The organism is Aliiroseovarius sp. S253 (assembly GCF_049800855.1).
Lineage (GTDB): Bacteria > Pseudomonadota > Alphaproteobacteria > Rhodobacterales > Rhodobacteraceae > Aliiroseovarius.
The window spans coordinates 2291794-2318194 of the sequence record NZ_JBNAFW010000001.1; the positions used below are offsets into that span (position 1 = coordinate 2291794).

Consider the following 26401-nt stretch of genomic DNA (forward strand, 5'->3'; position numbering starts at 1 on the left):
CTTTCCCTTTCGGACCAATTCTTCTGGCGCGCTTTCGGCTTGCGCCGCGCGTTCTGCGCTCTAATCTCGCATCCAGTTTCAGATACGGATCGGGGCGTCATCATGATGGATCAGGTAAAATCGCGCGGGCTGGTGCTGCTGGGCTGCGGAAAGATGGGATCGGCCATGCTGGAAGGCTGGCTGTCGGACGGGTTGCCCACCAGCTCGGTCTGGGTGAATGACCCCTACCCGTCGGATTGGCTGCAATCGCTGGACGGGCTAAACCTGAACGCACAGCTTCCCGAAAACCCCGCCATCGTACTCATTGCCGTGAAACCGCAGATGATGGCCGAGGCGCTGCCCTCGTTGAAAGCCCTTGGCAATGGAACGACGCTGTTCCTGTCGGTCGCGGCGGGCACGCCGATTTCCACTTATCAAGACATGCTGGGCGACCAAACCCCGATCATCCGCGCCATGCCCAACACCCCCGCCGCCATCGGGCGCGGGATCACGGCGATTTGCGGCAATGATCATGCAAGCGCTGACGACATGGATCTGGCCCAAGCGCTTTTGTCCGCTGTCGGGCAGGTCGTCCGTCTGGACGGAGAACACCAGATGGACGCCGTCACTGCGGTCTCTGGCTCTGGCCCCGCCTATGTGTTCCATCTGATCGAAACGCTGGCTGCCGCGGGTGTCAAACAAGGCCTGTCGGAAGACCTCGCCATGCAGCTTGCAAAAGCAACAGTAAGTGGCGCGGGCGCTCTGGCGGAAGAGGCCGACGACAACCCCGCCCAGCTGCGCATCAACGTCACAAGCCCCGGCGGCACCACCGCTGCGGCCCTATCTGTCCTGATGGACGAAAACACGGGCTTTCCCGACCTTCTGACCCGCGCGGTGAAAGCCGCCGCCGACCGTTCCAAGGAGCTTGCCAATGGCTGAGATCACATTTGACGACTTCATGAAAGTCGACATTCGCAAGGGCACCATTACCCGCGCCGAACCTTTCCCCGAGGCCCGCAAGCCCGCCATTAAGCTGTGGGTCGATTTTGGAGACGAAATTGGCGAGAAGAAAAGCTCGGCCCAGATCACCGCGCATTACAATCCAGACGCCCTGATTGGGAAAGAGGTCTTGGCCGTGGTCAATTTCCCACCCCGCCAGATCGGCCCAATGCGCAGCGAGGTTCTGGTCCTTGGCCTGCCCGACCCGGACGGCGAAGTCGTGCTGCTGACCCCCGATAGAACCGTTCCGAACGGAGCGCGGATGTTCTGATGAAACTTTTCATCTCGCGCCCACTGCCTGATGCGGTTCTGACCCGCGCCCGTGATGCCTATGACACCACGGTGCGCGACATCACAACCCCGATGACACGGGACGAGATGATCGCGAGCCTGCGCGACTATGACATCGTCTTGCCCACCCTTGGCGACCTCTATTCCGCCGACATCTTCGCCGATGTAGCCGACATCCGCGCCCGCCTGTTGGCGAATTTCGGCGTGGGCTACAATCACATCGATGTGGACGCGGCCAAAGCCCAAGGCATTCAGGTGACCAACACGCCCGGCGCTGTCACCGATGCCACAGCAGATACTGCCATGACCCTCATCTTGATGACCGCCCGCCGGGCTGGGGAAGGTGAACGGATGCTGCGCAACGGTGCGTGGGAAGGCTGGCACCCGACGCAGTTGCTGGGAATGCACGTGTCCGGCAAAACGGTCGGCATAATCGGTATGGGTCGGATCGGCGAAGCCATCGCTAAACGCTGCCATTTTGGCTTTGGTATGAACGTGGTGTTCTACAATCGCTCACCCAAAACGCCGGACCTGCCCGCGCGGCAACTGCCCAGCATCGACGCCGTCGCCCGTGCCGCTGACATCCTTGTCATCGCCGTCCCGGGCGGAGCCGAGACACTCCACCTGATCGACAAAGATACGTTCGACGCCATGCCTCCCCATGCACTCCTAATCAACATCGCCCGCGGTGAGATCGTCAATGAAGCGGCTCTGATCAATGCCCTGGAACAAAGTCAAATCGCAGGAGCAGGTCTGGATGTGTACGAGTTCGAACCCAAAGTGCCAAAGGCCCTAACTGACCGCGAGGACGTGACCCTACTGCCGCATCTGGGCACCGCCACGCTCGAGGTGCGTACAGATATGGGCATGCTGGCGCTGGACAATATCGACGCCTTCCTGAATGGCGCTGACTTACCAACCCCAATCTAGTTTCATTTTCTTACCAAAAATATCCCCGCCGGAGGCCCGCCTGTCGCATCGCGACAGGTCATCAAGCGCGCCGCAGGCGCACCTTCAGAAAACTCAGCCCCCAGTTGCTTCACGCCAGTGGCGACGGCACAGGGACACATAGGTCTCATTCCCGCCAATCTGCACCTGATCGCCGTCGGTCAACACGCGCCCCTGATCATCCTGCCGCACCACCATCGTGGCTTTCTTTCCACAGTGACAAATCGTGCGCACCTCGCGCATTTCATCCGCCAACGCCAACAGCGCAGCGGAACCCGGGAACAAATTACCCTGAAAATCCACCCGCAACCCATAGCACATCACCGGCACACCCAGATCATCCACGGCGCGGGCCAGTTGCCAAACCTGCTCACTGCTTAGAAATTGCGCCTCGTCAATGAAAACACAAGCGCAGGGACCATCGGCACGTCGGCGCGCGATCTTGTCAAAAAGATCCTCGCCCTCTGCAAAGGTGTCTGCGTCTGCTCCGATCCCGATCCGGCTGCCAATTTGCGCATCGCCCGCGCGATTATCGAATTGCGCGGTGATCAGATAGGTCTGCATTCCTCGCTCATGATAATTGTAACTGGCCTGCAGAAGCAGGGTCGATTTTCCTGCGTTCATGGTCGAATAGTGAAAATAGAGCTTTGCCATACCCCTGAATTACGCGCCCAGTTAAATGGGTTCAACCGTTCGTTTCAGGTGTCATTCGAAGAAAAAGCGGAAACTGGCGGTGCGTAGAAAAGGAGAAAGCGGACGCGAACACAACACACGATCGATGGGCAATTGCCCGGGGATGGAAATGACCGTCACACTCGTAAACAAATCACGTCCTGCTTTCTCATGCAGGCTTCCGCCCGCATCCCGCTGTATTGCCACCGCGGGCCTTTTCTTTCCGACGCACGTGGCATCGGGCACTTGTCAAAACTCTCTTACCTGCAAACAGCAAAAGACAACTCGCTACAGTTATGAAATAAGCCATTCCCTTAGCGGAAAAATAATGGGAAAAGAGATATGGAATTCCCCTCAGCTGGGGAAGACATAAGGATGCAATTATGGCCGGTGTTGGAAGTTACCTGAAAAAGCATACCGAAGCTCTCGTCAAAGATGTCGGGCTGGAAGCGGCTTGTGAAGTGACGGGCAAGTCCAAGGCCACCTTGGGGCGGTACTATTCCGACAGTGACGAGCACGCAGATCGCTTCATGCCGGTCGATGCCGTTGCTGCCTTGGAAGAGGCTGCGCGCTATCCGCATGTCACAAGCGCATTGGCCGAGCTTCAAGGGATCACCATTTCGTATGATGCCGAACGCAAGAACTCGACCGAGGGCGGGGTAAATAGCGACGTGATTGCGCTGTCGCAGCGTTTCGCGATGCTGATGGCGGAATACCAGCAGTCCATAGAAGACGGGATCATCACGATTAACGAAGCCAAGCGCCTTCTGCGCGAGACGCTGGCACTTCAGCATGTGCTGATCGACATGAAGCTGCATCTGGAAGAAGAGGCCGGGAACGGTCAGACCTGATCAACCGAGCAGGATCACCCCCCACGCAACACCACCGGCAAGAGCCGTAAGCGCGACAAAGGCACTGCCGGTGTCTTTGGCCTCACGGGCAAGGTCATGTTCTTCTCGCGTGACAAGGTCCACGGTGCGTTCGATGGCAGTGTTAATCAGCTCGGACGCGACGACCAGTACGCTTAGTGCCAGCAACAGCGCGGTTTCTCCTCGGCTCAGATCCAACCACAGCGCCGTGATGCATGATATCAAGCAGACGACCGTCCATTGCCGCAACGACGCTTCGGTCCGCCACGCGGCGCGCCACCCGGCCCAAGACCAGACGCAAGTCATCCAGAACCGATGCAGCTGCGTCTTCAGCATGTGCCGCTCTCAAGCTCTGCGTTTTCGAGGTAGTGATGCACAGCGTCCTGCACCCGGCGGAATCGATCGCCGCCCAGCTTGGTGCCCCCAAACCAGCGGGTCACGACGATGATGTGCCCCGTAACGTCTTCACGGTCGAGCATACGCAGAATGACCATTCCCGCGCCGGCCTCGCCATCATCGCCTTTCACACCGCCCTCTTCGGGCAGGATCGCCGCCCACGTATTGTGCGTGGCCTTGGCAAAGCGTTTGTCGCGGGTCAGGTTTTTCAGAAACGCTTTCACATCCGCACGGCTGTTTACCCGACCACCCGAGACCGCGTATTTCGACCCCCGGTCCGTCAGAAACCCGCTGAATTGCTGCATATCTGTCTTGCCCATAAGATTTGTATAGCCGCCGATCCATCGCTTCGCCAGATCACTCTGGTCTTTGTCGCCCAAGCGACTAGACTTGGATTATGTTTACCATCGAACACGAATTTGACTCCACGATCGTCACCCTTGTTGACGAGGGCGACGATACCGATACCCCCCACCTGAACGAGGACGTGACCATCAACGCCTTTGCCGATTGCGTCACGCTGGAACAATGGGATCCGCGGACCGATCAAGTGCACAAAATCACCTTATCCCCGGCCCAACTGCGTGACCTAACCGCCGCGTTGAACTTGCCCGAAGGGATCTATCGATCGGAACTCAAGGGCGACTAAGGGTCCGCGACACTGCGTCTTTCCACCCCGCATAGCGGCGGGTCCGGGTGGCGTCATCCATCTGCGGCGCAAAGCTGCGCTCAAGCGCCCAAGTGGCGGCGAACCCGGCTTGATCGGGATAGATCCCGGCCTTCATGCCTGCCAGCCACGCCGCGCCCAGAGCGGTGGTTTCCAGAACTGTCGGGCGATCCACGTCTGCACCGTTGATATCGGCCAAAAACTGCATTGCCCAGTCGGACGCCGCCATGCCTCCATCTACGCGCAACACAGTTTTACCTGCGTCGCCCATATCGGCCTGCATCGCTTCAAGTAGGTCACGGGTCTGGAAACCCACGGCCTCCAGCGCGGCGCGGGCGAGCTCTTTCGGGCCTGACCCTCGGGTCAGACCAAATACAGCGCCCCGGCATTCTGCATCCCAGTACGGTGCGCCCATGCCGGTGAAGGCAGGCACAAGGATCACCTCTTGCTCGAGATCAGCGGCGTCGGCCAGCGCCGTGGTCTCGGCAGCGTTGTCGATGATCCCCAACCCGTCGCGCAGCCATTGCACGGCCGCACCTGCGATAAAGATCGAGCCCTCCAACGCATAGGTCGGTTTGCCATCCAGCTGATAGGCAATTGTTGTCAGCAACCGGTTGTTCGAGGCCACCGGCGCGTCACCTGTGTTCAGCAGCGCAAAACACCCCGTGCCATAGGTGGATTTCAGCATCCCCGGCTCGAAACACGCCTGCCCGATGGTTGCCGCCTGCTGATCGCCCGCCACACCCAAAATAGGCACCGGCGCGCCCAACAGATCGGTTACCCCAAACTCGGACGCGCAATCGTGCACCGCTGGCAGCATGCTCATCGGTATATTCAACAGCGCGCAGATATCCGCATCCCACGCGCCGCGCTTGATGTCATACAGCATCGTGCGCGCGGCGTTGGTTGCGTCGGTCACATGCGACGCGCCATCCGTCAGCCGCCAGATCAGGAAAGTGTCTACAGTCCCGAACGCCAGCTCTCCGGCTTCGGCCTTGGTCCGCGCGCCGTCCACATTGTCCAGGATCCACGCCAGCTTCGTGGCCGAGAAATACGGGTCCAGCAAAAGCCCCGTGCGGTCCGTCAGCATCGCTTCGTGGCCAGCCGCCTTCAGATCAGCGCAAGTCTGGGCCGTACGTCGATCCTGCCAGACAATCGCATTGTAGATCGGAGCCCCCGTCACACGGTCCCAGACCAGTGTTGTCTCACGCTGGTTGGTGATGCCAATGGCTGCGACTTCATGCCCTTCGGCAGCCTCCAGGCAGGTGGCGCAGACGGTTTCCCAGATTTCTTCCGGATCATGCTCAACCCAGCCTGAGGCCGGAAAATGCTGCGTGAATTCCTTTTGCGCAACGGCACTTGGCCGCATATCCCCATCAAACAGGATCGCCCGGGACGAAGTTGTGCCCTGATCAATGGCAAGGATATGGGTCATGGGGGCTCTCCTTCTTGGCATCGCGCGCAGATCTTTCTAGAAGTTATCGCTAGCACCTTGCCAAATCCAAGTCACGCATCCCGAAGGACCCGATATGGACATTCTTAACGCTCTGCGCAGCATCACCGGTTCGGGCCATGTTTTGACCGGACCCGACATGGCGGGGTTCGCGACGGATTGGGTCGGTAAGTACAAGAACACGCCTTTGGCGGTCGTGCGTCCCGGATCGGTCGAGCAAGTCTCTCAGGTCATGAAACTGGCAAACGACACGCAAACGCCCGTCGTGCCTGTATCCGGTCACACCGGCCTTGCCGGAGGGGCCCACGCCCCCGAAGGCAGCCTGATGTTGTCACTGTCGCGGCTGAATACGATCCGCGAGATCAAGCCCGACGCCCGCCTTGCCATCGTGGACGGTGGCGTGGTTTTGGAAACTTTGCACAACGCTGTGGCCGAGCACGGCTTGCGCTTTCCAATGATCTTCGGCGCGCAGGGGTCGTGCCAGATCGCCGGGATGCTGGCCACGAATGCGGGCGGATCGAACGTTCTGAAATTCGGCAACACCCGCGCGCTGTGCATCGGGATCGAGGCCGTCTTGCCCGATGGCCGCGTGTTGGACCTGATGAGCGAACTGCACAAGGACAATTCCGGCTATGACCTGCGCGATCTGCTAATTGGCTCGGAAGGCACGCTGGGTGTGATCACCGGCGCGGTGCTGAAACTTGTCCCCGCTCCCGCAGCGCGTGCGACGGCAATGCTGGCGCTGGAAAATCTGACCGATGCACTATCCGTTCTGAACCGTCTGCAAGAGGCCACCGGCGGCGCGATCGAGGCATTCGAATACATGCCCGCGCATTACTTATCTGCCGTCCACACCCACTTCCCTGACCTGAAGCCCGTTTTCGACGCCGACCACCCGGTGACGGTTCTGGCCGAGATCGCTTCGACCGCGCCAAAAGATGCCCAGCCCGACCCGGATGGCAGTCTGCCGCTGGTCAGCACGTTCGAGGCGCTGCTGGCCGACGCGATCGAAGCGGGGCAAATCCAAGATGCAATCATCGCCCAGAACGACACCCAGCGCAGCCAGATCTGGGCCCGCCGCGAAGCCGCCGCCGAGGTCTGCCTTGGCCGCAGCCCGTTGGTGAATAACGACATCGCCCTACCGCTGGATCAGATTGAACCTTTCTTGGCCCGCATGACTTCAGAACTCGGCCAGCTAGATACGAATGCGGACACGCTCGAAGTCGCACATCTGGGCGACGGCAACATCCACTACGCGGTTTTCCCAAGCGACCCTGCGCTCTGTGACCCGATCATGGAACGGGTCGAGGATGTGGTGCGCGAGATGGGCGGCAGCTTTTCCGCCGAACACGGGATCGGGCTGTCTAAACTGCCGTCAATGCAGCGCCGCAAGGATCCGGTGGCACTTACTGTGATGCGGCAGATCAAACAGGCACTGGATCCGAAAGGGATAATGAACCCGGGGAAGGTTTTACCGGGGTCGAGGCAGACAAATGACAAACAACCGCTTTGAAACCAAGTTTGCCCTGATTTACACAGCGGCGAGTACTGAAGTTATGTTGGCTCACTTAACCCACTACGGCATTCACGATTGGGAAATAGCGTCGGAAAATCGCGCGCAGGCGCGTTCGCAATAGCGCAGCTTCCGATCCTCGGATTTTTGGCTTTGCCCCGTCTGAACTGACGGTTCAGCCACAATGAATTCAAACCCGTCTGAAAAGGTTATTTTAACAACAACGCGGCGATCACCATCGCTATCTCTGGAAGTCACAATTTCAGGTTCGGGTATGGCCGCGGGCTCTAAGATTCTGGAAACACGCTTGTGAGGGTATTGCCAGACAAACGAAACCCGTCCATCCGGCTCAAGGAACGCTGTGTAAATCGGTGTCGAGGCTGCTGTGTAGACAAAAAGGACAACCACGAGCCAAACAAATGCGATCAGCGCATACTCGTAACCCGGACCGTCGAGATCGAGAACCGCAGTCGTCGCAACCGCCCCGAATATCAGGACAAACAAGCACACGGTCCACACAAGCAATGCATGACGATGTGCTGCAATGCGTTTTCTCATACACCCGTATCCCTAGTGAAATATCCACATGATGGAGCATGATCGCAAAAGGGAACCTGATCAAGCACGCTCAATAGAGGTGATTGGATCAGAATGTTCTGCGTGGCGACGGGCAATTTTCCCGCAATCTGGACGTCAGTAACTATACTCGTCGTAGATCCGGCTTAGATCCCCGTCCCATTCGCCGTGATACTTGCCCAGCAGCTCACAAGCGGGCGAGCGGCCTTCTTCGACGCTTTCTTGCAGCGCGTTCAGGAAGTGGGTTTCGTCCGGCACCATGCCGCCGCTGCCGACACGCGCGCGGGCTTTCAGGCCGGTTTCGGCGATCTTCACCACGTCGCGGGCCAGATCCAGCATACGGATGCCGTTCACCTCGGCCTGCAAGCCTTCAACGGATGACGCAACCCGCAAAGCCTCGCGCGTTTCCGCGTCCCAGCCTTTGGCCAGGTCCCATGCCGCATCAAGGCTGGTTTGGTCATACATCAGGCCAACCCACAGGGCAGGCAGCGCACACAGGCGACGCCACGGGCCGCCATCGGCGCCGCGCATCTCCATATATTGTTTGATGCGAGCCTCGGGGAAGATCGTGGTCAGGTGATCGGCCCAGTCTGACAAGGTCGGCGTCTCGCCCGGCAGTGCGGGCAGTTTGCCTTGCATGAAGTCGCGGAAGGACTGGCCCAGTGCGTCGATATATTGCCCGTCGCGATAGACGAAATACATCGGCACATCGAGCGCATAGTCCACATAACGCTCAAACCCCATGCCGTCTTCAAAGACGAAAGGCAGCATGCCGGTACGTGCGCCGTCCAGATCGCGCCAAATGCGCGAGCGCCACGACTTGTGACCGTTGGGCTTGCCCTCAAAGAAGGGAGAATTCGCAAACAGCGCGGTCGCCACCGGCTGCAGCGCCAGCGCCACGCGGAACTTCTGAACCATGTCGGCCTCGGACGCAAAGTCGAGGTTCACCTGCACAGTGCAGGTCCGGTACATCATCTGTTTTCCGTGGGTGCCGACCTTATCCATATAGTCGGTCATCAGCTTGTAACGCCCCTTGGGCATCACCGGCATTTGCTCGTGTGTCCATTCGGGTGCCGCGCCCAATCCGATGAAACGCGCGCCGATCTCGTCCGCGATCTCGTGCACTTCGCGCAGGTGTTCGTTCACCTCGTCACAGGTCTGGTGGATGTTGTCCAAAGGCGCGCCCGACAGTTCAAACTGCCCGCCCGGTTCCAGCGAGATATTCGCCCCGTCGCGTTCCAATCCGATCAGGTTGCCCGCTTCGCGTACCTCGGTCCAATTGTAGCGGTCACGCAGACCTTCCAGCATTTTCAAGATCGAGCGGTCACCGTCATAGGGCAGCGGATTCAGCGAGTCCTTGCAATAGCCGAACTTCTCGTGCTCGGTGCCGATCTTCCATGTCTCACGCGGTTTGCAGCCGCTTTCCAGAAACTGCGCCAGCTGATCGTGATGGGTGATCGGGCCACCACCGGACTGAGGAATGGACATGTTCGGCTCCTGTTGAAAACGCCCTTATGGGGCTTCAGTCGTGGGGCAAGCGGCTGCCAGTGTCAATGCAGCTTTGCGACAGCGCGCATCCATATCACGACAGTGTCATTGGGTGGCGTATTCACCGCCCGGATCGCGGCGTCAATATTGGCACCAGATAGCGCGGTAAGCGCATCGAAAATCGCCTCGGCCCCTTCGGCGCGCGCAGGTATGGTCAGGACGGCGCCCAGTTGCTGGAACCGCCAGACGGGAAGGCCGGCCAGGTCGCGCCCAATCTCGATCCGCACCACATCGTCAAGCGAAGCAAAGCCACCGCCTACCGGTGCCAGATAGGTCACTTGGCGTTCGTCAATCTGCACGACGCCGACACCGCCGTGAGCCGACCGGATCCGCGCGCGACGCAAGCCAGACCACAAGATCACCGCACCAAACCCGGCCAAGGCCAGCCCCATCCACTTGACCAAACCCAGTGATCCCCATGCCCACCAGACACCCAGCAAAATGACGCCAGTCCCGACGAGGGCTTCTCGGTAACGGACTAGTTCGGCCCGAAGCTCTGGCCGGATCATCCCCAATCCCCCAGCACTTGCTGCCACATGGTCATGGCGGCGACGGCGGCGGTGTCGGCGCGCAGGATGCGGGGGCCAAGGCTGACGGGGTGGGTGTTCTCCATCGCGTGCAGGCGGGCGCGTTCGCGGTCGGAAAATCCGCCTTCGGGGCCGATGAATATCGCCCAGCGGTGACCGCTTGCCGCGGTGAGTGTTTCGGCCGCACCCACCAACGCCTCGTCACAGAACATGATCTGGCGGTCGTCGGGCCATGCGTCCAATAGCTTGTCCATGCGCATCAGGTCGACGACCTCGGGCACATAGGTGCCGCCGCATTGCTCGGCAGCCTCGACGGCATGCGCTTGCAGGCGATCCTTGCGGATGCGTTCGGAATTGGTGAACTCGGTCGACATGGGCTGGATCAGGGCCGCGCCCATCTCGGCCGCCTTCTCGACTATGAAATCGGTGCGCGCCTTCTTGATCGGCGCAAAGCACAGCCACAGGTCGGGCGGCATGTGCAGCGGTCGGGATTGCTCTAGGCACTCCAGCACACCTTTGCGTTTGCCAGCCTCAATCACGCGGGCAGGATACTCGCCTTCGCGGCCATTAAACAGCGCCACATGATCGCCTTCGCCCAGCCGCATCACCCCAAAAAGATAGTGCGCCTGATCGCGATCCAGCGAAACGGTTTGCCCCTGACCCAAGGGGTGATCTACATAGAGCCGAGTTTTTGCCTGTTTCATGAGGGAAATCTATGACCCCCAACGCCGATTTGCCAGACCCCAAGGGGCAGGTTTCTGATGCCTATTCGGGCAATTGGGTGGATCATCGTGCGCCTGCATGGTCGCGACCCTATCTGCGCCTTAGCCGCGCGGATCGCCCGATTGGCACGTGGCTGTTGTTAATTCCCTGTTGGTGGAGCCTGCTTCTGGCAACCGCCAGCACCGGACGCTTTGGCTTGTATGAGGTATGGATCATGCTGGGCTGCGCTATTGGGTCGTTCCTAATGCGCGGCGCGGGCTGTACGTGGAATGACATCACGGATCGCGATTTCGACGGCAAGGTCGAGCGCACCAAATCCCGCCCGATCCCATCGGGTCAAGTCACGGTCAAACAAGCGCTGATCTGGATGGGTCTACAGGCGCTGATTTCCTTTGGCATCCTTCTAACCTTTAACTGGACCACGATCCTTCTGGGCGTTGCGGCCCTTCTGCCGGTGGCGGTCTATCCCTTCGCCAAACGTTTCACGTGGTGGCCGCAGGTCTTCCTTGGCATCGCGTTTAACTGGGGCGCTTTGGTGGGGTGGGTCGCGCATACCGGATCGCTAAGCCTTGCCCCCGTCGTGCTTTACGCCGCCGGGATCGCATGGACGCTGTTTTACGACACGATCTATGCCTATCAGGACACCGAAGATGACGCGTTGATCGGCGTAAAATCCACCGCGCGCCTGTTCGGAGAGAACAGCCGTACTTGGCTGCGACTGTTTCTGTTCACAACCGTCGCGCTGACAGCGCTTGCCGTTATCTTGGCTCTGGCACCCAGCTCTCATGTCCTGTCTCTGGTCGTCTCGCTTGGGGGCGCGTGGTTTATGGGCTGGCATCTGGCGTGGCAGTTGCGCAAACTGGACACCGATAGTTCGGAAATCTGTTTAAAACTGTTCAGATCCAATCGCGATGCGGGCCTGATTTTTGTGCTGTTTCTTGCCGCAAGCCAAATCGTTTGATTGCACCCCGCACGAACACCCCATAAAAAGCTTGAAACCAAAGAGATAACGGACTCAATTTCGTATGCGCCCATCGCAAATCCTTCTGGTCCCGGCCTCGCTTGTGGTCGGCGCTTTTCTGGCCCTGTTTGCGGCTATCCTTTCGGTCAATGTCATCGAAAGCAGTTCAGAAGATGCAGTACATGACGCGCTGACCCTGCGTGGACACGAATGGGTCGACGTTCAATCAGACGGCCTGCAGGTTGTTCTGTCCGGTATCGCACCCAGCGAGGCCATGCGCTTTCGTGCCCTTTCCATCGCCGGAACCGAGGTCGACGCCGCCCGTGTCATCGACAACATGGCCATTCCCGCCGCAGAAGCTGTGCAACCGCCACGCTTCTCGATCGAGGTGCTGCGTAACAACTCTGGCATCTCGATGATTGGCCTGATCCCCACGCAGTCCGACCGCGATGACTTGATCGACGAAGTCCGCGATATCGCCGGCAACGCGCAAGTCACCGATCTTCTAGAGGTGGCGGATTACCCGATCCCCGCCAACTGGGACACAACGCTGGACTTCGCCCTGTATGCGCTGGCCCAATTGCCACGTTCGAAGATCTCGATGGATGCTGACCGCGTATCGATCACCGCCGTGGCCGACAGTGCGGAAGAACAGCAAGACTGGGCACGTAGCCTGAAACGCAAGGCTCCGCGCTCGATCCTGTTGTCCATCGACATTTCGGCCCCGCGCCCGGTGATCACGCCTTTCACACTGCGGTTCTTGATTGACGACGGCGGCGCCCGGTTCGACGCCTGCTCTGCCCATGACACTGTGGGCCGCGCCAAGATCATTTCGGCCGCGACCGAAGCAGGTCTTGAAGGCGTCACCAACTGTATCATCGGGCTGGGCGTGCCATCCCCGGATTGGGCCGATGCGGCCGAAATGGGCATCAATGCCGTGGCTGCCCTTGGCGGAGGATCCGTCACCTTCTCGGACGCAGATGTGACGTTGATTGCCCAAGACACCACCCCGCAAGCCACCTTCGACCGCGTGGTAGGCGAGCTGGAAAGCAACCTGCCTGACCTCTATTCTCTGCACTCTGTCCTGCCCGAGCCCGTGAAGATCGACGGTACCGGCGAAGGCGAAGCCACGCCGGAATTCGTGGCGACCCTTAGCCCGGAAGGTCAGGTGCAGCTGCGTGGCCGCCTGTCGGACGAAGCCTTGCGCAGTGCAGCCGAAAGCTTTGCCCGGGCCAAGTTCGGATCACGCTCGGTCTATCCGGCCACCCGCCTTGACCCCGATTTGCCCAGCGACTGGCCCACTCGCGTTTTGGCCGGCCTTGAGGCTCTGTCGCTGGTCGCCAATGGCGTGATCGTGGTCCAGCCCGACATTGTGGATATTCGTGGACGCACTGGTGACCCGGAAGCCAACGCTGAAATCTCGCGACTGCTAAGTGAAAAGCTGGGTGCGTCCGAGAACTTTCAGGTCAACGTGACCTATGAAGAAAGCCTGAACCCGACGCTGAACCTGCCCAGCCCGGAACAATGCGCCGCCGACATCAACGCCGTTCTGGCTGAAAAGAAGATCACCTTTGCGCCCGGCTCGGCCAACATCGAAGCGTCAGCTGCAGATACGGTCGACAAGATCGCCGAGATCATGCGCCAGTGTTCTGATGTACGGATGGAGATCGCAGGCTACACTGACAGTCAGGGCCGCGAAGAAATGAACCTTGCCCTGTCACAGAACCGTGCACAGGCTGTTCTGACCGCCCTTCTGTCGCGCAGAATCCTGACCTCGAACCTGTCCGCCGTCGGCTATGGCGAGGAAAACCCGATTGCCGACAACGGGACCGACGTGGGTCGCGAAGCAAACCGTCGGATCGAGTTCCGCCTGCTGGGAGGTGTGACACCAGAAGACAGTGAAGCCCCTGTATCCGACAGTGCAACGGATGCAGCTGCCGACGCCCAAGCGGAAGACCCGGCCACAGAGGCAACAACTGAAACTGTCAATCCCGACACGGCTGGCGAACCTGAAGCGTCCTCGGAACCTGCGGCAACGCCAAATGAGGTCTCAGACGCAAGCGACGCTGAAAGCACAGACGCACCTGCCGCGCCGACGGCCGAGACAGAAGACGGTACGCCCGTTGCTGGTGAAGGTGAAACTCCTGACGCCTCTGGCACCGAATCAAGTGAAGATCCAACAGAGCGCCCCTATAGTGGCCCTGAAATCTTCGCCCCCGATGCAAACGACACTCGCCCGGCCCCGCGCCCGGTACGCTGATAGACACCGAAGGACAGTCCCGATGAACAGAACCGAGTTTATCATCGTCACCGCCATCATTCTTTTTGTGGCATTCGTGCTGGGCTGGTTTGCCCATTGGCTGATCCACCGCTTTGTGCAGGTTCAAGGCAGCGAAATGAGCGAGTTGGACAAGATGGCTCAGGCGCTGCACGACGCAGAAGAAACTCGTGACGAAGCGATTACCTATCTGCAATCGCGCGAAGCCGAGATGTCGAACCAGCTTCACCAGACCGAAGCCGAGCTGCGCGCCGCCATGGATGGTCTGCGCGACGCTCGCCACGAAGCGGAAGAGCTGCGCGCGTATATTGAACGCACGCAGCAGGCTTAAGCTTACAGGTCTTTCACCAATCTAAGCGCGTCGTAGATGGCGGCATGTGTATTGCGTGCTGTCACGGCATCGCCAATGCGGAACAGTTGAAACTGCCCATCGGGATTGGTGCGTATGGACTGCGGACGCCCCTCGATCAGCGCATTATGGTCCACCTCGCCCCGGTTCGATGACTGTTCTTTCAGGTCAAAATACAGATCATCCATCGGCATCGTGCCATAGTTCACCACAACTTGGTCGTATGTCACCTCGCGGGTGAATTCGGAATAATCGGTACCCAGCGTGACCGTCAGGCGATTGCCGTCGCGCTGAATGCCTTTCAGGCGTTCGGTCACGGTGAACCGCACCCCTTTGGGCTGAAGCGACCGCATGTAGGGCACAAGGTTCATCGCCATGATGTCGGGGGCGAACACGCGATCTGGCGTCATCACCTCGACCTTCGCCCCGGCCTCGGCAGCGATCTCGGCGGCCTGAAGTGCCGGATGGTCGCCGCTTTCGTCATAGATCAGCACATCACCCGCGCATTTCACATCGCCCGCGATCACGTCCCAGGCGCTGACGGCCAAGTCCTGCTCGCCCTTGGTCTCAAAAAGCTCAAGGTTCGGCAACCCGCCGGTGGCGACGATCACCACATCGGGGTCTAGGGCGGTCACGTCCGAGGCTTCGGCCCATGTGTTGAAATGGAAGGTGACATCACGGGCGGCACATTGCGCCATTCGCCAATCGACAATGCCGATCATCTCGCGCCGACGCGGGGTCTGAGATGTCAGACGCACCTGCCCGCCGGGATCGGGCTGCGCTTCGAAGACCGTCACATCGTGACCGCGCTCGGCGGCAACACGCGCGGCTTCAAGCCCCGCAGGCCCAGCGCCCACGATCACCACCTTGCGAGGGGTATCCGCCGGGGCAATCTCGTGTGGCATGGTCAGCTCGCGACCCGTGGCTGCGTTATGCACACACAGCGCATCTCCCGCCTGATAGATCCGGTCCAGACAATAAGTGGCGCCTACGCAAGGGCGAATATCCTCTTCTCGCCCTTCGATAATTTTCTTCACGATATGCGGATCGGCCATATGCGCCCGAGTCATGCCCACCATATCCAGCTGACCCGAGGCCACGGCATGGCGCGCTGTCGCGACATCGGGAATACGCGCGGCGTGGAAGGTGGGCATCCCGATCTCTTTGCGGACCCGCCCGGCAAAATCCAAATGCGGAGACGCCGGTGCGCCCTGAATAGGGATCATATCCGTCATTGCAGGATCCGTATGAATGCGGCCCCGGTTAATGTTCAGGTAATCAACCTGCCCGCAGTCGCGCAGCATCCGCGCGATCTCCAGCCCCATATCTGGATCAATCCCGCCAGTTTCGACCTCGTCCGGGGCGAAGCGCACACCAACGATGAACTCGCGACCCACGCGTGCGCGCACGGCCTCGATGATATCCATCGTCAACTTCATCCTCCCGGCCAGATCGCCGCCATAGGGGCCGTCCAAACGGTTGGTCAGCGGCGAGATAAACTGGTCCAGCAAATGCCCATGGGTCATCACCTCGACCCCATCCATGCCGCCTTCTTTCATCCGCTCGGCCGCGTCCGCAAAATCCGAGATGATCCGCGCAATGTCCCAATCCTCGGCCATTTTCGGGAACGCACGGTGAGCCGGTTCGCGATGCGGGGTAGAACACACAGGCGGCAACCAATCGCCCTTGTTCCAACCTGTGCGGCGGCCAAGATGGGTCAGCTGGATCATACAAGCTGCACCATGTTCGTGCACCGCATCCGTTAACTGTCGGATCCATGGAACCACCTCGTCCTTATAGGCAAGGATGTTGTTAAAAACTGGCGGGCTATCCTTCGACACAGCTGCAGATCCCGCCGTCATAGTCATCGCCACCCCCGCCTTTGCGCGCTCTGCATGATAGGCAGCATAGCGCTCTTTCGGCATCCCATCCTCGGGATAGGCCGGTTCATGGCTTGTCGTCATGATCCGGTTTCTCAGGGTCAGATGCCCCAACTGATATGGCTGCAAAAGTGGATCGTTCGACATCATCCATCCTTCTCGGCTTTGGGCTTTGCTGCCCTCATTTTCTTACCACAAATATCCTGGGGGAGCGTCGCAGACGCGGGGGCAAAGCCCCCTTCACCCTTAGTACCAAGCGTCATCCATCGAGGCTTTCTTGCGCGCAACAAAATCCTTCAGCGCCGCATCCGTCGCCGGATCCATCCCTGGCGCTTCATACGCCGCAAGCTGGGCTTTCCAACGGGTATTTGCACGCGTTGCCATATCGATCTCGCCCTGTTCGTCCCATGTCTCCCACGGCTGGTTGTCGTCCAGCGCGCTGTCGTAATAGGCCGTTTTATAGTGCCGCAGAGTATGGGCGGTTGAGAACAAATGCTCTCCGGGTCCTTTTTCGGCCAAAGCGTCAAAACCCAACGTGTCCTCGTTCACCGCAACCCCATCGTAATAGGAGTGCAGCGCGCCACACAGGTCCAGATCCAGCATGAACTTCTCATAGGACATGGACAGAAGCCCATCCAAGAAGCCCGCCGAGTGCAGCAGATAATTCGCCCCACACTGCACCGCCGACATCATCGACATCATCGCCTGCTGCATCGCCTGAGCATCGGGAAGTTTCGAGGTCGAGAAGTTGCCCGCACAGCGCAGGGGCAGATTCAAACGGCGTGCCAACTGGCCATAGACCAGACTCCCCACAGCGGGCTCTGCCGTTCCAAAAGTGGGCGATCCCGAGCGCAACGACATCGAGCTAAGGAAACTAGCCAGCACCACCGGCGCGCCGGGGCGTTCCAGCTGCGCCACCGCGCAGGACACCATGCTTTCCGCCAGACATTGTGCGATGGACCCGGCCATGGTCAGGGGCGACACCGCGCCACCCAGCAAGAACGGCAGGTGTATGGATCCCTGCCCAGCCTTGGCATACTCGCGAATGCCCTGTGTCGTGATCCCGTCCATTACCAAGGGGCTGGTGGTGTTGAAATTGCCCATGATCACGCAGTTCTGATCGACAAAATCAGCGCCAAACAGCACGCGGCACATCTCGACACTGTCGGCAGCGCGTTCTGGCGCAGTGACCGAGCCAAGAAACGGGCGGTCGGAATAGCGCATGTGAGCATAGACCATATCAAGATGGCGTTTGTTCACCGGCACATCGGTCGGTTCGCACACAGTGCCGCCGGAATGGTGCAACCACGGGCTGGACTGCCCTAGCTTCACGAAGTTCTCGAAGTCTTCAAGCGTGCCATAGCGGCGACCCTTGTCCAAATCCATCACGAACGGGCTGCCATAGGACGGTGCGAAGACCACGTTGTCCCCACCGATCTCGACATTGTTGGCCGGGTTGCGGGCGTGTTGAGTAAAGACCGCCGGTGCTGTCTTCAGGATCTCGCGGATCATGCCCGGCGCGAACTTGATGTTCCACCGCGTGTCGTCCAGCTGCGTGACCTCGCCGCCAGCCTTGCGGAACATCTCGACCGTGTCGGGATCATCGCGAAACTCGATTCCAATCTCGGCCATGATGCGGTCGGCTGTTGCTTCGATCTGCTGCAACGCGTCCTCACCAAGGATGTCATAGGTGGGGATGCCGCGCTTGATATAGGGACGCTCCAGATGCGGGTTCTGCCCAGGCGCACCATCGCGTACCTCCCGCTTACCACGGCTACGCCGCCGTCCTGTTCTTAGCTCGCCCATCACATCCTCCTTTGCCATGAGTCGCTTAGTTGACATAGGTGACATCTGATTTGACACGTGTGTCAAGTCACCTATGATGCCGATCATGGCTAAAAACGACATACCCCGCCCGCGCGCCTCGGAACGCATGTGGCTTGATGCAGCGCTTGAGCTTTTGGTCACGGTTGGTGTTGATGGGGTGAAGATTATGCCGCTGGCCAATCATCTCGGCCTGACGCGCACCGGATTCTATCACCACTTCCGCGACCGCGAGGCGCTTCTGGACGCTATGATCAAACGGTGGGAAGACAAGAACACGGGTAACCTTGTCGCTCAATGTGCGCGCTACGCCGAAACAGTCTGCGAAGCGATGTTCAACCTTCAGGATTGTTGGTTCCAGAAAGACCTGTTCGACGCCCAACTTGACCGTGCCATCCGAAACTGGGCCGACCATGATACGGACCTGAAACGCCGGGTTGATGATGCCGACGCACAGCGCAAGGCTGCCATCAAATCCATGTTCGAACGCTTCGCCTATCCCCCAGACGATGCCGAGGTGCGGACCATGGCGATCCTCTATACACAGGTCGGCTATATCGCGATGGAGATCAAAGAAGATCCCATCGGCCGGATCGACCGCGTTCCGCTATACGTCGAGCTTTTCACGGGCCAAACGCCCTCGGAAAACGAGATCCGCCGTTTTCGCGCGCGGAACGGATATTGAATCCAATTTTTTCCTAGCGTCTAAATTCAAGACATGCTTTTGGTATTCTAACACCTAATAGACCTGATCGGACCCAAAGCTAACTTCTGGCTTCCCCGGCAGAATGGACGACCGACATGCGCTTGTTTTCGACCCGCAATCGGCCCGTGGATCTGGGCCCCTACCCGCTTGAACGTCTGCGCCGTTGCGACACAGCAACGGGGCTTGATCAGCTCGACCTAGATCCGCATCTGTCCTTTGATCGGCCCGACCGCCCCGAAAGCCTTGTCAACGCAATGGCCCCTTATCAGGCGGCACTGGACGCCATCCGGGATGGCGAGGTCAATCCAACCCGCTCGACCATTCCTGATGATCCAGACGAGCGCGCGCGTCACCTGAAGGCTTTTGGCTATTTCTCGGACGCGTCGATGGTCGGGATCACACGGTTGGGCGCCGACGCGCTGCGCGACACGCCCTCTGAGAACCCCGGCATTCAGGAGCTGGTCACCGCCCTTGGCACACGCGAGGTCCGGACGCTGGCCGCTGGCATAGACACCTTGATGGCCGAGTTGAAGGAAAGCTTGACTGCCGGCATCCGCCCCGTGTCGGGTCACACCCATGCGATTGTCTTTCTGTACGAACACCACCGCGCGCCCCGCGCGGACGAGCCCGGCGCAGATTGGATCATGGACGCGCAAGACCACCGCGCCTGCCTTTTGTCCTCGGAAACCGCCATCGTCATCGCGAACTATTTGCGACTTTTAGGATTTGACGCGAAGGCCCATACGGGGGCGGCCAGCGATGTCTGGATGTCTCGGCTGTCCGTTCAGGCCGGGCTGACATGGGCAACGCCTGACGGCCCACGTGCCCCGTGGGTTGGCGACCAATTCGGCATTGCCGTCGTCACCACCGATCTTGAGATCACGCCCGACCGCCCCCTTGCCCCCGAGGCTGAACAGCCGAATGTGACCGGGTTACGGTGGAAGCTGGGCGTGGACAGCGCCAAATCCGGCCTGAACCGCGATCCTTATGAACGGCGCGATTATGCCCAAGGGCCACTGCCCTTCGAGCGGTTAAAGCGTGTCGACCAACCCACATCCTATATCGACGAAGAAAACGTCGCGCGCGTGCCGAAGCGATCTGACATGTTCGCCCGCGCGCAGTTCGGCGATATGGGCAAGCACCTGCACGAGCATTCCTCGGGCGGGATGTATGTGCGCAAGGCCGCCCCCAGCTATGCCCAGCGCCGCGCACTTGGGGTGTTCACGCCGCTGCAAGACGGCCCCGTGGCGAAGGGCGCGCGCCCGACAAACGCGGAAAAGAACGCCGCGGCCCTGCGCGCAGCAAGCTATTTCCTTGGGATCGACGCGGCGGGGACTAGCCGCTGCCCGGACTGGGTCTGGTACAGCCATGACGCCACCGGGGCCGAGATCGTACCGACCCATCACAACGCCATCTCGATGATCGTGGATCAGGGCTTTGAAACGATGGAGGGCGCGTCCGGCGATGACTGGATCGCAGTCAGCCAATCGATGCGCGCCTATCTGCGGTTCTCGCTGATCGGCGGTGTCATCGCACAGCAGATCCGCAACCTCGGATATTCCGCCAAGGCCCATACGGTGATGGATGGTACGGTGCTGCAACCGCCGCTGCTGCTTCTCGCCGGGCTGGGTGAAATCAGCCGCATTGGCGAGGTCATTTTGCATCCCCTTCTGGGCCCCCGCCTGAAATCAGGCGCGGTGACGACGGACATGCCGCTGGCCCATGACAAGCCGATTGATTTCGGCCTGCAGAGGTTCTGTGAGTCTTGCAACAAATGTGCCCGCGAATGCCCGTCCGGAGCCATCACCGCCGGGCCGAAGAAGATGTTCAACGGCTATGAAATCTGGAAATCCGACAGCCAAAAATGCACCACCTATCGCGTGACCCAGCCGGGTGGCGCGATGTGCGGGCGCTGCATGAAGACTTGCCCGTGGAACCTTGAAGGGCTCTTTGCCCAAACGCCGTTCCGCTGGGCGGCCTCGAACCTGCCGGGGGCGGCACCTGTATTGGCCAAGCTCGATGATGCTGTTGGAAATGGCGGGCTGAACGAAGTCAAGAAATGGTGGTGGGATTTAGAGCTGGGGGCGGATGGCGGATACCACGCGCCCATGCAGCCCACGAACCGCCGTGATCTCCAGCGCGAGATTAATCTGAAGCCCGAGGATCAGACCCTCGCGACCTATCCCGCACCTCTGGCCCCGCCGCCCTATCCCTATCCGTTCCCGATGGACCGCGAGGCCGGAATTGCGGCCTATGACGCCATGATATCAGCCAAGGAGTATCGTGACCGGAAGGCACGTGGGGATCTATCGATGATCCACAAGTATTTCGTGCCGCAAGACAGTCCTGTGCTTCAGCTGACTCTATCCAAGGTCGAAAAGATGACCGCTGGCGTCACGAAATACGAGATGTCCGCACTGGACGGGTCGGATTTGCCCGCATGGACTGCCGGGGCGCATCTGGATGTGCTCGTCTCGCCCGACTTCCTGCGCCAGTATTCGATGTCCGGCGACCCGGCTGACCGCAGCCGCTATCAGATCGGTGTCCTGCGCGAAGACGAGGGGCGTGGCGGCTCGGCCCTTTTGCACCGCATCTTCACCGAGGGCCGCAAGGTCTTCGTCTCGCATCCCATCAATCACTTTGAACTGGTCGAGGACACCCCCAAGACCTTCCTAATGGGAGGCGGTATCGGTATCACCCCGATGATCGCCTTCGCACATCGCCTACACGCCATCGGTGCGGATTTCGCGCTGCATTACTCGGCCAGCAGCCGGAAAGATGCGGGGTATCTGGACGACTTGGCCGCGATGCCATGGGCGGACCGCGTGCACCTGCATTTCACCGATGAAGGTACGCGAGCCGATTTCGAAACGGTACTTTCCAATGCGCCCGAGGGTGCGCATGTCTATGCCTGTGGGGCGGACCGCTACATGGACGCCGTGATGCACGCGGCCGAACGCCAAGGCATCCCCGAGGACGCGCGGCATCTGGAATATTTCAGCGTGCCCGAACAGCCCGATTACGAGAACCACCCCTTCACGCTGCGCCTGAAAGACGGCCGCACAATCGCGGTCTCGGACGAACAGACGGCCGCAGATGCACTGAACGAGGCTGGGTTCCATGTGGACGTGAAGTGTTCAGACGGGATCTGTGGCGTGTGCAAATGCGGCGTTCTGTCGGGCGAGGTCGAACACCGCGATTTTGTCCTGTCTAACGCCCAGCGCGAGGGGGCGATGATCCTGTGCCAAAGCCGTGCAGCGGAACCAGACGGCGAGATCGCGCTGGATCTCTAGACACACATCTTTGCCAAGAAGAGTTCAGCCCGCGATGTCGCGCGGCAGCGTGATCAGAAACGTCGTGCCCGATTCGTCGGAGTTTTCCAGCTCTAACGTGCCACCATGCCCGCGCACCAGCTCGGCCGAGATGGCCATACCCAGACCAGACCCTCCCTTGCGGTTGGTGCCCGCGAAGGGTTGAAACAGGTGATCCCGCGACGACTTGGGCAAGCCCGGCCCGGTATCCACGACGCGAATCTGCCAATCAGTTTCGGTTTCGCTGGCCTGCAACGCAATCTCGCCCGGTTTGCCGGACGCCACGATCGCTTGCCGCGCGTTGCGCACAAGGTTGGACAGCACGCGATAAAGCTGCTCGGGATCGGCGCGCAGGGTTAGGCCGGCAGGGATGTCTTCGGCGAAAGACAGGTCATGTTCGCCCGCCGACAGACGCTCGCTTTCAATGATGTCGGCTGTCAGCTCGGCCAGATTGAAACGGTTCATGCTTGGCGCGGGTTCTTCCGCCTTACCAAATGCCAAAGTGTTTTCACACAGACTGACCGCGCGGGTGATCGAATTAACAAGCTTCGGCACGACCCGTTTAACCATCGGATCTTCGCTGCTTTCCATTCGGTCGGCAAACAGCTGTGCTGTGGTCAGCACGTTGCGCAGGTCATGGCTAATCCTGGCGACCGCCCCGCCCAGCTGCGCCAGTCGTTCCTTTTGCTTTAACGCACCGGTTAGATCGGTCTGAAGGCTGCGCAGCGTGACCTCGGCTTCGCGCAATTCCGTTACTGTCGTGCCGGGGGCAATGATGCGTCGCGCGTCCTCGGGATCGGCGGCATAGGCTTTCATATTGCCAACGACCCCCTTGATCGGGCGCACAATCAATCGCTGCACTGCTAGGAACAGAAGCAGCGCGGTAATGACAGAAATGACGGCCGAAAGCAGAAGAATGTTTACCCCATAGTCGATCATCGCAGCGCGCAGCTTGGCTGTCCACATGGTGACTTCGATCACCAGCCCACCCTCGCGCACGGGATCGCCGATGACACGGATGACCTCGGGCTCGGAATTGAACAGGCGCATCATCGCGTCCCTAATCAATGTCATCGCCGATGCGTCGCGTAGGTCATAGTCGTGGGTCACCGCGCCGGGAGGAGTCGATGACAACATTAGCTCGCGCATCTCATCGCGGCGCAGAACGACGTTATAGACCTCGGCGTTTTCTAAAAGCTCGGCTTCCAGTTCCGGTGCAATCATGTCGTCTGCCAACAAAGCAAGAGACGCGATCTGTGCACGTTCCAAACGGTCTTGTAAGTAGTCGGCCCGAAAGCGCGCGACCGAAGGCACGAAGATCATAATCTCGGCCAGCATGACGAACAGGGTCGTCAGGATCAGAAAACGGCCGGAAAGAGTATTGAACACCTGCGCGCCCTCGTCAGTTGGGGTTACGGGATAAATTTCTGCACGAAACCTACCACCCGCTTGACCATAGGGTTATCAAAAAGTCGAGGCGAGAAATAGGCCCCCGCCGCCCGCTTGCTGATTTCCGCCATGGTGGGATAAGGCGCGACCATGCCCGCGATCTGCCCCATTTTCAAACGGTTGGCGATAGCGAGCGCCCAAAGGGTGATCATTTCGCCCGCGCCGGGGCCGACGATAGAGACCCCGACAGGGCGGCCTTTGACGATCATCACCTTGATCAGCCCTTTTGCCTGCTGGGTCGCGATGGCGCGGTCGTTTCCGGCGAAGTCGAACCGTGCCACTTCCAGCTTATCGCCATGGACCTTTCGCGCTTCTGCTTCAGTCAGGCCGATCTGTGCCAGCTCGGGCGCGGTATAGGTCGCCCATGGGATGTGATCCGTGCGTTGTTTCGAGGGCAGCCCAAACAGCATTGAGCGGATGATGACACCCGCGTGGTAGCCCGCCACATGGGTGAACTGCAGTCCGCCCGCCACATCGCCAATCGCATAGACCTTCTTATTGGTCGTGCGCAGACTGGTATCGACCTTGATGCCTGCGCGGGTGGGGTCGATGCCTGCGGCTTCCAAGTTCAGCTTGTCGGTGTTGGCTTTGCGCCCCACGGCCATCAACAGATGCGTACCTTTGAAGATGCGGCCATCCTTGGCCTCGACCTCGATCGCACCGGCCTTGCCGCGAATTTCAGCGGCCATCGCGTCTTCTTCAATGGCGATGCCTTCGTCGCGCAAAGCATCTAGCACGTGCGCGGCCATCTCAGGATCATCCCGGCCCAGCGCCTTCATGCCTTCGATCACGGTGACCTCACAGCCAAGCCGGCGGTGTGCTTGCGCCATCTCCATCCCGATGGGACCGCCGCCAATGATCAGCAGGTGATCGGGACGGGTTTTCAGCTCGAAGATCGTCTCGTTGGTTTCATAGGGCACATTCTCGATGCCCGGAATGGGCGGCACCAGCGGCGACGAGCCAGTCGAAATCACGAAGCGCCGCGCTTCGATGACATAGTCGCCCGCTTGCACCTCTTTCGGCGAGATGAACTGGCCGTATTCGGTGATCACCCGCACGCCCAGCCCTTCAAACCGCTCGACCGAATCGTGGGGTTCGATGGTCGCAATGGTCTGGTGCACATGGTCATGCGCTGCGTTCCATTCCATGCCAGCCTTGCCTGCATGGAGCAGCGCCTTGGACGGCACGCAGCCATAGTTCAGGCAGTCCCCGCCCATCTTGTGGCCTTCCAGCAGCACAACTGATGCACCCATCTGCACGGCTCCAGCCGCGACAGACAGCCCGCCCGAGCCTGCACCGATGATGCAGACATCCGTCTTGATACGTTCTGCCATGTCAGGCGTCCTTCTTGAAAAGTTTCAGCACCATCGGAAGGGCGGCAAGGGCTGCCAGTCCCAGTATGGGCAACAGGATGTGAGGCTCAAAGATGATACCAAGATCCGGGGTTTCACCGCGGGCAAATACCTCGCCCAACCCAGCGCCCACCGAAGTATAGACCAGCCCACCGGGGATAATGCCAAAGAAGGTCGAGATGACGAAGCGATGCAGCGGTACACCAACCAGCGCAGGGATCAGGTTGGCCACAAAGAACGGCACGGCTGGAACGAGGCGGATCAAGAACAGAACAGACCACTGATTCTCGTCGATCCCATCCTTGATGGATTTCACCGCGCCCTCGCTACCTTCCATCTTGGCGGCTAGTTTTTCACCCAGCCCCCAACGCGCAGCCATAAAGATCAGCACGGCACCAATCGTGGCGCCCGTGACGTTGAAGAGCACACCTGGGAAGGTTGCGAACAGGAAGCCCCCTGTCAGGGTCGCAATGGTCGCGCCGGGCAGCGAGAAGCCGACGATCACCACATAGGCCGCGATAAACACGCCCACCGTCAGCAGATAGTTGGCGTCTCGAAACGCCAACAACGCCTCGCGGTTTTGTGCCAACGTCTCGAAGCTCAGATAGTCGCGCAGGGTAAATGCCCCGATCACGGCCACACTTAGGATCGCAATCAAAGGAAGACGGCGCAGAAGCGCGTTCTGTGCGGGCTTCGACATATTTGTGTCGGGTTCAGTCATCATCATCTGTCTTTCCGGGCCGTTTCGGCATGCAGGCGGCAGCACCGCGTTTGGTTGTCTGCAACATGAGCCCAAACTCCTGCCTTGCCCACCCACCTCACGCTTGCTTGAACAGGGGTGAAGAAATCGCGTACGGATGTAACAAAAGGGGCGAAAATATTTCATCAGGCATTTGACTTGCCCCAGAATGCCCCCTATAGACCGGGCTTCGAATGACACACGCTCCGAATCCACCGGGATTGGGAGCATTAACGGAGACGGGCGATGAAACGCACATACCAACCTTCGAACCTGGTTCGCAAACGCCGCCACGGCTTTCGCTCGCGCATGGCTACCAAAGCCGGTCGCAAGATCCTGAATGCCCGCCGCGTACGTGGCCGGAAGTCGCTGAGCGCATAAGCGCTCGGGT

The 26401-nt window shown here is 59.7% G+C and carries 25 protein-coding genes; 12 read left to right on the forward strand and 13 right to left on the reverse strand.

Annotated elements, in window-relative coordinates:
* Positions 1–102: 102 nt before the first annotated feature.
* From proC to ACP15F_RS11130, 3 genes are read left to right on the forward strand one after another with little or no spacing between them, the layout of a single operon-like run.
* Positions 103–918: a pyrroline-5-carboxylate reductase gene (gene proC / locus ACP15F_RS11120; RefSeq protein WP_424940856.1), complete on the forward strand. Its 816-nt coding sequence runs from the start codon at positions 103–105 to the stop codon at positions 916–918.
* Positions 911–1249 (forward strand): tRNA-binding protein, encoded by a 339-nt coding sequence (locus ACP15F_RS11125; protein WP_424940857.1) that lies wholly within the window; start codon positions 911–913, stop codon positions 1247–1249. The genes proC and ACP15F_RS11125 overlap by 8 nt, the downstream gene beginning before the upstream one ends.
* Positions 1249–2199 (forward strand): 2-hydroxyacid dehydrogenase, encoded by a 951-nt coding sequence (locus tag ACP15F_RS11130; protein ID WP_424940858.1) that lies wholly within the window; start codon positions 1249–1251, stop codon positions 2197–2199. The genes ACP15F_RS11125 and ACP15F_RS11130 overlap by 1 nt, the downstream gene beginning before the upstream one ends.
* A gap of 93 nt (positions 2200–2292) precedes the next feature.
* Here the strand turns inward: ACP15F_RS11130 and ACP15F_RS11135 are convergent, their stop codons facing one another.
* On the reverse strand, positions 2293–2871 hold the full coding sequence (locus tag ACP15F_RS11135) for a thymidine kinase (RefSeq protein WP_424940859.1): 579 nt from the start codon (positions 2869–2871) through the stop codon (positions 2293–2295).
* A 401-nt stretch (positions 2872–3272) separates the two neighbouring features.
* Here ACP15F_RS11135 and ACP15F_RS11140 point away from each other — a divergent pair, with 401 nt between their 5' ends.
* Positions 3273–3740, forward strand: coding sequence for a hypothetical protein (locus tag ACP15F_RS11140; RefSeq protein ID WP_424940860.1), 468 nt, complete (start codon positions 3273–3275; stop codon positions 3738–3740).
* Here ACP15F_RS11140 and ACP15F_RS11145 read toward each other — a convergent pair whose 3' ends face one another.
* Both ACP15F_RS11145 and ACP15F_RS11150 read right to left on the reverse strand, forming a co-directional pair.
* Positions 3741–4094, reverse strand: coding sequence for a diacylglycerol kinase (locus ACP15F_RS11145; RefSeq protein ID WP_424940861.1), 354 nt, complete (start codon positions 4092–4094; stop codon positions 3741–3743).
* Entirely contained in the window at positions 4088–4459 is a 372-nt protein-coding gene (locus tag ACP15F_RS11150; protein WP_424940973.1) for a YigZ family protein, read from the reverse strand. The genes ACP15F_RS11145 and ACP15F_RS11150 overlap by 7 nt, the downstream gene beginning before the upstream one ends.
* Positions 4460–4551: 92 nt before the next feature.
* On the opposite strand from ACP15F_RS11150, the gene ACP15F_RS11155 reads away from it, so the two are divergent.
* On the forward strand, positions 4552–4803 hold the full coding sequence (locus ACP15F_RS11155) for a hypothetical protein (protein ID WP_424940862.1): 252 nt from the start codon (positions 4552–4554) through the stop codon (positions 4801–4803).
* Here ACP15F_RS11155 and glpK read toward each other — a convergent pair.
* Positions 4790–6256, reverse strand: coding sequence for a glycerol kinase GlpK (gene glpK, locus ACP15F_RS11160; protein ID WP_424940863.1), 1467 nt, complete (start codon positions 6254–6256; stop codon positions 4790–4792). The genes ACP15F_RS11155 and glpK overlap by 14 nt on opposite strands.
* A gap of 94 nt (positions 6257–6350) precedes the next feature.
* On the opposite strand from glpK, the gene ACP15F_RS11165 reads away from it, so the two are divergent.
* Entirely contained in the window at positions 6351–7787 is a 1437-nt protein-coding gene (locus tag ACP15F_RS11165) for an FAD-binding oxidoreductase (protein WP_424940864.1), read from the forward strand.
* A gap of 72 nt (positions 7788–7859) precedes the next feature.
* Here the strand turns inward: ACP15F_RS11165 and ACP15F_RS11170 are convergent, their stop codons facing one another.
* The 4 genes from ACP15F_RS11170 to ACP15F_RS11185 all read right to left on the reverse strand — a co-directional run bounded on the left by ACP15F_RS11170 (position 7860) and on the right by ACP15F_RS11185 (position 11142).
* Positions 7860–8345, reverse strand: a complete 486-nt coding sequence (locus ACP15F_RS11170; RefSeq protein ID WP_424940865.1) for a hypothetical protein — start codon at positions 8343–8345, stop codon at positions 7860–7862.
* Positions 8346–8480: 135 nt separating this feature from the next.
* Positions 8481–9851: a glutamate--cysteine ligase gene (locus tag ACP15F_RS11175; RefSeq protein WP_424940866.1), complete on the reverse strand. Its 1371-nt coding sequence runs from the start codon at positions 9849–9851 to the stop codon at positions 8481–8483.
* Between the two features lie 62 nt (positions 9852–9913).
* Entirely contained in the window at positions 9914–10420 is a 507-nt protein-coding gene (locus tag ACP15F_RS11180; RefSeq protein ID WP_424940867.1) for a hypothetical protein, read from the reverse strand.
* The gene (locus tag ACP15F_RS11185; RefSeq protein WP_424940868.1) at positions 10417–11142 is read right to left on the reverse strand and encodes a 16S rRNA (uracil(1498)-N(3))-methyltransferase; all 726 of its coding nucleotides are present in this window, start codon (positions 11140–11142) and stop codon (positions 10417–10419) included. The genes ACP15F_RS11180 and ACP15F_RS11185 overlap by 4 nt, the downstream gene beginning before the upstream one ends.
* An 11-nt stretch (positions 11143–11153) precedes the next feature.
* On the opposite strand from ACP15F_RS11185, the gene ubiA reads away from it, so the two are divergent.
* From ubiA to ACP15F_RS11200, 3 genes are all read left to right on the forward strand, one after another.
* The gene (gene ubiA, locus ACP15F_RS11190) at positions 11154–12122 is read left to right on the forward strand and encodes a 4-hydroxybenzoate octaprenyltransferase (protein ID WP_424940869.1); all 969 of its coding nucleotides are present in this window, start codon (positions 11154–11156) and stop codon (positions 12120–12122) included.
* A gap of 64 nt (positions 12123–12186) precedes the next feature.
* Positions 12187–14382 carry an OmpA family protein gene (locus ACP15F_RS11195; RefSeq protein WP_424940870.1) on the forward strand — a complete coding sequence of 732 codons (2196 nt, stop codon included), beginning with the start codon at positions 12187–12189 and terminating at the stop codon, positions 14380–14382.
* A gap of 22 nt (positions 14383–14404) precedes the next feature.
* Positions 14405–14731: a hypothetical protein gene (locus ACP15F_RS11200; RefSeq protein ID WP_424940871.1), complete on the forward strand. Its 327-nt coding sequence runs from the start codon at positions 14405–14407 to the stop codon at positions 14729–14731.
* A gap of 2 nt (positions 14732–14733) precedes the next feature.
* Here the strand turns inward: ACP15F_RS11200 and ACP15F_RS11205 are convergent, their stop codons facing one another.
* Positions 14734–16776: an FAD-dependent oxidoreductase gene (locus tag ACP15F_RS11205; protein WP_424940872.1), complete on the reverse strand. Its 2043-nt coding sequence runs from the start codon at positions 16774–16776 to the stop codon at positions 14734–14736.
* Positions 16777–16875: 99 nt separating this feature from the next.
* Complete coding sequence (locus tag ACP15F_RS11210) at positions 16876–18435, reverse strand: trimethylamine methyltransferase family protein (RefSeq protein WP_424940873.1); 1560 nt, start codon at positions 18433–18435, stop codon at positions 16876–16878.
* Positions 18436–18520: 85 nt separating this feature from the next.
* Between ACP15F_RS11210 and ACP15F_RS11215 the strand changes: the two genes are divergently transcribed.
* Both ACP15F_RS11215 and ACP15F_RS11220 read left to right on the forward strand, forming a co-directional pair.
* Complete coding sequence (locus ACP15F_RS11215) at positions 18521–19138, forward strand: TetR/AcrR family transcriptional regulator (RefSeq protein ID WP_424940874.1); 618 nt, start codon at positions 18521–18523, stop codon at positions 19136–19138.
* 116 nt (positions 19139–19254) lie between these two features.
* The gene (locus ACP15F_RS11220) at positions 19255–22452 is read left to right on the forward strand and encodes a reductive dehalogenase (RefSeq protein WP_424940875.1); all 3198 of its coding nucleotides are present in this window, start codon (positions 19255–19257) and stop codon (positions 22450–22452) included.
* Positions 22453–22476: 24 nt separating this feature from the next.
* Here the strand turns inward: ACP15F_RS11220 and ACP15F_RS11225 are convergent, their stop codons facing one another.
* The 3 genes from ACP15F_RS11225 to ACP15F_RS11235 are packed head-to-tail and all read right to left on the reverse strand — an operon-like array spanning position 22477 to position 25998.
* Positions 22477–23859: a sensor histidine kinase gene (locus tag ACP15F_RS11225; protein WP_424940876.1), complete on the reverse strand. Its 1383-nt coding sequence runs from the start codon at positions 23857–23859 to the stop codon at positions 22477–22479.
* Positions 23860–23882: 23 nt separating this feature from the next.
* Complete coding sequence (locus ACP15F_RS11230; RefSeq protein WP_424940877.1) at positions 23883–25253, reverse strand: dihydrolipoyl dehydrogenase family protein; 1371 nt, start codon at positions 25251–25253, stop codon at positions 23883–23885.
* A gap of 1 nt (position 25254) precedes the next feature.
* Positions 25255–25998 (reverse strand): TVP38/TMEM64 family protein, encoded by a 744-nt coding sequence (locus ACP15F_RS11235; RefSeq protein WP_424940878.1) that lies wholly within the window; start codon positions 25996–25998, stop codon positions 25255–25257.
* Between the two features lie 258 nt (positions 25999–26256).
* Here ACP15F_RS11235 and rpmH point away from each other — a divergent pair, with 258 nt between their 5' ends.
* Positions 26257–26391: a 50S ribosomal protein L34 gene (rpmH, locus tag ACP15F_RS11240; protein WP_133484898.1), complete on the forward strand. Its 135-nt coding sequence runs from the start codon at positions 26257–26259 to the stop codon at positions 26389–26391.
* Positions 26392–26401 lie beyond the last annotated feature (10 nt).

Coding starts and splice junctions, on each gene's coding strand:
- proC (WP_424940856.1), top strand. CDS start 103: ATGATGGATCAGGTAAAATCGCGCGGGCTGGTGCTGCTGGGCTGCGGA.
- ACP15F_RS11125 (WP_424940857.1), top strand. CDS start 911: ATGGCTGAGATCACATTTGACGACTTCATGAAAGTCGACATTCGCAAG.
- ACP15F_RS11130 (WP_424940858.1), top strand. CDS start 1,249: ATGAAACTTTTCATCTCGCGCCCACTGCCTGATGCGGTTCTGACCCGC.
- ACP15F_RS11135 (WP_424940859.1), bottom strand. CDS start 2,871: ATGGCAAAGCTCTATTTTCACTATTCGACCATGAACGCAGGAAAATCG.
- ACP15F_RS11140 (WP_424940860.1), top strand. CDS start 3,273: ATGGCCGGTGTTGGAAGTTACCTGAAAAAGCATACCGAAGCTCTCGTC.
- ACP15F_RS11145 (WP_424940861.1), bottom strand. CDS start 4,094: ATGCTGAAGACGCAGCTGCATCGGTTCTGGATGACTTGCGTCTGGTCT.
- ACP15F_RS11150 (WP_424940973.1), bottom strand. CDS start 4,459: ATGCAGCAATTCAGCGGGTTTCTGACGGACCGGGGGTCGAAATACGCG.
- ACP15F_RS11155 (WP_424940862.1), top strand. CDS start 4,552: ATGTTTACCATCGAACACGAATTTGACTCCACGATCGTCACCCTTGTT.
- glpK (WP_424940863.1), bottom strand. CDS start 6,256: ATGACCCATATCCTTGCCATTGATCAGGGCACAACTTCGTCCCGGGCG.
- ACP15F_RS11165 (WP_424940864.1), top strand. CDS start 6,351: ATGGACATTCTTAACGCTCTGCGCAGCATCACCGGTTCGGGCCATGTT.
- ACP15F_RS11170 (WP_424940865.1), bottom strand. CDS start 8,345: ATGAGAAAACGCATTGCAGCACATCGTCATGCATTGCTTGTGTGGACC.
- ACP15F_RS11175 (WP_424940866.1), bottom strand. CDS start 9,851: ATGTCCATTCCTCAGTCCGGTGGTGGCCCGATCACCCATCACGATCAG.
- ACP15F_RS11180 (WP_424940867.1), bottom strand. CDS start 10,420: ATGATCCGGCCAGAGCTTCGGGCCGAACTAGTCCGTTACCGAGAAGCC.
- ACP15F_RS11185 (WP_424940868.1), bottom strand. CDS start 11,142: ATGAAACAGGCAAAAACTCGGCTCTATGTAGATCACCCCTTGGGTCAG.
- ubiA (WP_424940869.1), top strand. CDS start 11,154: ATGACCCCCAACGCCGATTTGCCAGACCCCAAGGGGCAGGTTTCTGAT.
- ACP15F_RS11195 (WP_424940870.1), top strand. CDS start 12,187: ATGCGCCCATCGCAAATCCTTCTGGTCCCGGCCTCGCTTGTGGTCGGC.
- ACP15F_RS11200 (WP_424940871.1), top strand. CDS start 14,405: ATGAACAGAACCGAGTTTATCATCGTCACCGCCATCATTCTTTTTGTG.
- ACP15F_RS11205 (WP_424940872.1), bottom strand. CDS start 16,776: ATGTCGAACGATCCACTTTTGCAGCCATATCAGTTGGGGCATCTGACC.
- ACP15F_RS11210 (WP_424940873.1), bottom strand. CDS start 18,435: ATGGGCGAGCTAAGAACAGGACGGCGGCGTAGCCGTGGTAAGCGGGAG.
- ACP15F_RS11215 (WP_424940874.1), top strand. CDS start 18,521: ATGGCTAAAAACGACATACCCCGCCCGCGCGCCTCGGAACGCATGTGG.
- ACP15F_RS11220 (WP_424940875.1), top strand. CDS start 19,255: ATGCGCTTGTTTTCGACCCGCAATCGGCCCGTGGATCTGGGCCCCTAC.
- ACP15F_RS11230 (WP_424940877.1), bottom strand. CDS start 25,253: ATGGCAGAACGTATCAAGACGGATGTCTGCATCATCGGTGCAGGCTCG.
- ACP15F_RS11235 (WP_424940878.1), bottom strand. CDS start 25,998: ATGATGATGACTGAACCCGACACAAATATGTCGAAGCCCGCACAGAAC.
- rpmH (WP_133484898.1), top strand. CDS start 26,257: ATGAAACGCACATACCAACCTTCGAACCTGGTTCGCAAACGCCGCCAC.